The sequence below is a fragment of the Microbacterium sp. K41 genome, assembly GCF_004794395.1.
Classification (GTDB): domain Bacteria; phylum Actinomycetota; class Actinomycetes; order Actinomycetales; family Microbacteriaceae; genus Microbacterium; species Microbacterium sufflavum.
Genome location: NZ_SSDO01000387.1, coordinates 1 through 3,424, shown reverse-complemented (window position 1 = coordinate 3,424; position 3,424 = coordinate 1). Strand labels below are relative to the sequence as shown.

At 71.5% G+C, this 3,424-nt stretch carries 4 protein-coding genes; 2 read left to right on the top strand and 2 right to left on the bottom strand.

Annotated features, from left to right (window positions below; genetic code table 11):
• Nucleotides 1-103 precede the first annotated feature (103 nt).
• On the top strand, nucleotides 104-421 hold the full coding sequence (locus DW309_RS12140) for a hypothetical protein (RefSeq protein ID WP_136045517.1): 318 nt from the start codon (nucleotides 104-106) through the stop codon (nucleotides 419-421).
• A 58-nt stretch (nucleotides 422-479) separates the two neighbouring features.
• On the opposite strand, the gene DW309_RS12135 is transcribed toward DW309_RS12140, so the two are convergent.
• Both DW309_RS12135 and DW309_RS12130 read right to left on the bottom strand, forming a co-directional pair.
• Nucleotides 480-1,697 carry an amidohydrolase gene (locus DW309_RS12135; RefSeq protein ID WP_136045516.1) on the bottom strand — a complete coding sequence of 406 codons (1,218 nt, stop codon included), beginning with the start codon at nucleotides 1,695-1,697 and terminating at the stop codon, nucleotides 480-482.
• Between the two features lie 20 nt (nucleotides 1,698-1,717).
• Complete coding sequence (locus DW309_RS12130) at nucleotides 1,718-2,362, bottom strand: TetR/AcrR family transcriptional regulator (RefSeq protein ID WP_136045515.1); 645 nt, start codon at nucleotides 2,360-2,362, stop codon at nucleotides 1,718-1,720.
• Between the two features lie 125 nt (nucleotides 2,363-2,487).
• On the opposite strand from DW309_RS12130, the gene DW309_RS12125 reads away from it, so the two are divergent.
• Nucleotides 2,488-3,424, top strand: a 937-nt coding sequence (locus DW309_RS12125) for an ABC transporter substrate-binding protein (protein ID WP_240753202.1), incomplete at its 3' end; no start/stop codon positions are given.

The window sequence follows — 3,424 nt, the reverse complement described above, 5'->3', positions numbered from 1 at the left end:
CGCCGGCAGCTCGCCCCGCCGCCCCCGCCGGCTCCGCGCATCGTGGGCGTGTGACCCGGGCCACCCGTCGCGCCGTGCCGCGGATCGTGGGAGCATGACGGCGATGACCTCCGCCGCCTCGCCCGCCCGCACGTCGCCCGCGACGGACGACCGTCCGCACACCGACCCGGCGCTCCTGCCCGACCTCGACGAGGGTCCGCGCTGCGAGTGTCCGCACACCGGGTCCGACACCCCTCACACCGCCGTCGACGCCGGTCGCGACGCCCCGGTGTCGTGCGGCAGGGCGGCCGCGTGGCGGGTGACGACCGAGTGCGTCTGCGGCGGCGGCCATCCGCGGCGCATGGAGCTGCTGTGCACGCGGTGCCTCAACAACCGCAGCAGCCAGCTCGGCCGCGAGCGCGTCACGGTGCGCGGGATCTGATCCGCGGCCACTGATCCGCGTCGCCGCTCCGGAGCCACCCAGCTCGGGTGTCGCCCCGCTACGCGCCCAGGAACTCGCGCGCGGCGGCCGACATCGCCGTGACCCCGACCTCGATCGTGGGGTGGATCTCGGGGGCGAAGAACGGCGAGTGGTTGGTGGGGATGTCCTGCTCCAGGCGGCCGGCGGCGAGGGCCTCGGCGAACCGTGCGGGATCCACGCCACCCCAGAACCAGAACACGAGCGGCACGCCCGCGTCCCGCGCGAACCAGGAGACGTCCTCGCTGCCGGTGAACATGCCGGGGTCGATCACGGCGGTCTCGCCGAGCGCACGCTGGAGTGCCGTCGTGACGCGCTCGGTCGCCTCCTCGTCGTTGATCGTGGCGGGCAGGGTGTGGTCGGTGCGGATCTCGGGCTCCCGCTCGGCGCCGGATGCGGTGGCCTCGGCGCGCACGATGCGCTCCACGCTCGCGAGCACCTTCTCGCGCACCTCGTCGTTCGGGTAGCGGAGGCTGAGCTCGAGCTTCGCCTCGGCCGGGATGATGTTGTTCTTGAGGCCGGCGTGGATCGATCCGACCGTGACCACGGCCACCCCCTGCGGGTCGATCTCGCGCGACACGATGGTCTGCAAGCGCATCACCGTGGCGGCCGCCATCACGACGGGGTCGATCGTGGCGTGCGGCCGGGAGCCGTGGCCGCCGCGGCCGTGGAGGGTGACGGTGAGGCCGTCCGACGCGGCCATCTGCGTGCCGCTGCGCACCCCGATCACGCCCGCGGGGAGCGGGGTCACGTGCTGGCCGAGCACCACGTCGGGCTTCGGGTACCGGGCGAGCAGGCCGTCGTCGAGCATGGCCCTGGCGCCGGCACCGTATTCCTCCGCGGGCTGGATGAGCACCACGAGCGTGCCCGACCAGTCCTCGCGCTCCGCCACGAGCTTCTCGACCGCGCCGATCATCGCGGTCACGTGCATGTCGTGGCCGCACGCGTGCATGACGGGCACGGTGGTGCCGGACGGGTCGACGCCCTTGGCGGTGCTCGCGTACGCGCGGCCGGTCTGCTCCTCCACGGGCAGGGCGTCCATGTCGGCGCGCACCCACACCACGGGGCCGTCGCCGTTGCGCAGCACGCCGACGACGCCGGTCACGCCGACGCCCTCCTCCACGTCGAGCCCGAGGTCACGCAGGTGCTGGGCGGCGATGCCCGCGGTGCGCGTCTCCTGGAACGAGAGCTCGGGGTGCTGGTGGAGGTCGATGTAGAGCGCTTCGAGATCGATGGCCATGGGCCGAGCCTAGCCCGCGGTCAGGGCCGGGCGTAGGACTCGAGTTCCGGCCCGGGGTGGAGCACGCCGTTCACGATCGCGCGGATCGCGAAGGCGCTGGCGTCGGCCAGGTCGACCGCGTCCGGGTGCAGCAGCCACTGCAGCTGCAGGCCGTCCATCACGGCGAGGATCGCGGCCGACGCCGCCGCGATCGTGTCGGGCTCGGTCACGCCCTCCTGCGCGCAGAGCTCGCCGAAGGCGGCGGCGACCTCGCGGCGGAGGGTCGTGTAGCGGTCCTCGAAGTAGGGGCGGGAGGGGTGGTCGTCGGTCACCGATTCCGCCGAGAGCACGGTGTACGCCTGCACGATGCCTGGGCGCTTCTCGTTCGTGAGGGCCGTGCGCACGAGGTGCAGGAACAGCTCGGGACCGTCGGGGATGTGCTTCTGGGCGAGCCCGGCGACGTCGTCCTGGTCGCGGTAGGCCAGCACCTCGAGCAGCAGCTTCTGCTTCGAGCCGAAGTGGTGCAGCACCCCGGCGTGCGTGATGCCGACCTGCTCGGCGACGTCGGCGAGGGTGCCGTTGGTCGAGCCCTTGTTGCCGAAGATCTCGATGGCCGCCTTGAGGATCTGCTCGCGCTTCTCCCGCGTCGCCGGGCGCACCCGCACGGCGTGATCGCTCTCCGACATGCGTCGTCCTCTCCTCAACCGGCCCCGCTTGCCAACCAACTTACTCCTCGGTAACCTCACCTCAGCTTACTTTCTCGACAGTAAGCAAACCGCCGCCGCACAACGACCGTGCCCAAGGAGAAGCAATGAAGCTCAGAACGTCTCTGATCGCCGCCACCGCGATCACCGCACTCGGGGTCTCGGCCCTCGCCGGATGCTCGTCCGGAGGGTCGGACGACACCGCAGCCGGCGGCGCCGCCCTCACCATCGCCAAGCCGGACGGCGCCATCACCACCGAGTCGAACAACCCGTTCGTCGGCGACTCCGCCGCGTCGAAGTACGGCTACGCCAAGGTCGTGTTCGAGACCCTGGCCCTGGTGAACCAGACGGGAGACCGCGGTACCACGCCGTGGCTCGCCGAGAGCCTCGAGTGGAACGACGACTACACGCAGCTCACGGTCGTCCCCCGCGAGGGCGTCACCTGGAGCGACGGCGAGCCGTTCACCGCCGACGACATCGTCTTCTCCTTCGAGACCGCCTCGATCCCCGCGCTCGACACCGCCGGCCTCAAGTACGAGGGAGCCGAGGTCGACGGCGACACGGTCGTGCTGAGCTTCGGCGACTCCAAGTACGTCAACCAGGCGCGCGTGCTCCACGTGCCGATCGTGCCGAAGCACATCTGGGAGAAGTTCGACGACCCGGCCACCGACCCCGTCAAGGGCGACGACCTCGTCGGCACCGGCCCCTACGCGATGGCGAACTGGTCGACCGAGTCGGTCACGCTTGACGCCCGCGACGACTACTGGGCCGGCGACCTCGCCGTGCCCGAGCTGCACTACGTCTCCTACGGCGACAACACCGCCCTCACCACGGCTCTCGCCAATGGCGACGCCGACTGGGCCCAGGCGTTCATCCCGCAGATCGAGGAGCAGTTCCTCTCGGCCGACCCCGAGCACAACCAGTTCCTCGCCTCCCCGACCACCGGCTCCGCCACGCTGTTCATGAACCTGCAGCAGAAGCCGTTCGACGACCCGGCCTTCCGGCAGGCGCTCGCCTGGGTGATCGACCGCGACGCCTACGTCG

Excerpts from the sequence above, each read along its gene's own strand:
- DW309_RS12135 (WP_136045516.1), bottom strand. The coding sequence starts at position 1,697 with ATGGCCATCGATCTCGAAGCGCTCTACATCGACCTCCACCAGCACCCC.
- DW309_RS12130 (WP_136045515.1), bottom strand. The coding sequence starts at position 2,362 with ATGTCGGAGAGCGATCACGCCGTGCGGGTGCGCCCGGCGACGCGGGAG.
- DW309_RS12140 (WP_136045517.1), top strand. The coding sequence starts at position 104 with ATGACCTCCGCCGCCTCGCCCGCCCGCACGTCGCCCGCGACGGACGAC.